At 66.5% G+C, this 1,178-nt stretch carries 1 protein-coding gene; it reads right to left on the minus strand.

Features of this window, described 5'->3' with window-relative positions:
- Position 1: 1 nt before the first annotated feature.
- Complete coding sequence (locus tag BMY35_RS37515; protein ID WP_093210124.1) at positions 2 to 1,162, minus strand: porin; 1,161 nt, start codon at positions 1,160 to 1,162, stop codon at positions 2 to 4.
- Positions 1,163 to 1,178 lie beyond the last annotated feature (16 nt).

Here is a 1,178-nt window from a genome sequence, read left to right on the forward strand (position 1 = left end):
ATCAGAACGCGTGGCGGATGCCGAAGTCGTAGCCGGTGGAAGAGCGCGGCAGGCCCGTGTAGCTCGTGCCCGTGCTGCCGTAGCCGGTCGTGCTCGCCGACACCAGGCTGCCCGTGTAGTTCACGTCGTTGCGGTTGTTCACGCGCGCCACCGTCGCATACAGCGCCGTGCGCTTGGACAGGTTGTGCACGTAGCCGATCGCGAACTTGCGCGCCAGCGGGTCTTCGCCCGTGATGCCGGCCGTGCCTTCGTTGTAGCGAACCTGCGAGTACGCCACGCGGATCAGGCCAGCACCCACCGGCACGGTCGCGCCGATCAGGTAGCCGTTGTAGCTGTCGTGCCGGTCGGCCGCTGCCGAGTAGTCGAACTTGTTCTTCACGTTCGACAGTTCACCGAACAGCTTCACAGGGCCGAAGTCGTACGAAGCGCCCAGGTTGATGGTCTGCACGCTGCGCTCCAGCGCGGTGGTGTCCACCACGGTGCTGCGGCCCACGCCCAGTGCCACGTCCAGAGGACCGTTGGCGTAGCCGAAGCGGCCGCCGACGTAGCGGCCCGCGCTGCTGCTCGAGGCTGCGGTGGTGCTGGTCGCGTCGGTGCTGGCGTTCTCGTGCAGGCTGTACTGCACCTGGCCGTAGAAGCCGCCCAGGTTCGGCGGCAGGAAGTAGCCGATCGAGTTGCTCGCACGCACGTAGTTGGCGTTGTTGATGGTGGTGTTGCCGCTGACGGTGCTGATCACGTTGGTGCCCGAGCCGTTGGTGCCGAACGGGTCGAAGACGGTGTCGTTCCAGAAGGTGGGCGTGTAGTCGCGGCCCAGGCGCAGTTCGCCGAAGCCACCCGACAGGCTCACGGTGGAGCGGCGCGAGAAGGTGGAGATGCCGGTGGCGCCGTCGTCGTTGGTGATGGGCGCTTCGAGCCAGAAGCTCGCTGCCAGGCCGCCGCCGAGGTCTTCGGTGCCGCGGAAGCCGATGCGGCTGGAGTTGTAGGCGGAGTTGCCCAGGCTCGTCTTGCTTTGCTTGACCGACGCGCCGGTGGTGGTGTCGCGCGAGGTCGTCGACTGGTAGGTCAGCCCGGCGTCCACGACGCCGAACAACGTGACTGACGATTGGGCAGAAGCCAGGCCGCAGACGGCCAGGGCAGCGAATGCCGTGAGGGTTTTCTTCATTCAGGGTTCTCCAGTT

Source organism: Variovorax sp. YR750 (assembly GCF_900109805.1).
GTDB lineage: Bacteria > Pseudomonadota > Gammaproteobacteria > Burkholderiales > Burkholderiaceae_C > Variovorax > Variovorax gossypii.

Bases quoted from the DNA above. Each gene is read 5' to 3' on its own strand.
- BMY35_RS37515 (WP_093210124.1), bottom strand. From the start codon at position 1,162: ATGAAGAAAACCCTCACGGCATTCGCTGCCCTGGCCGTCTGCGGCCTG.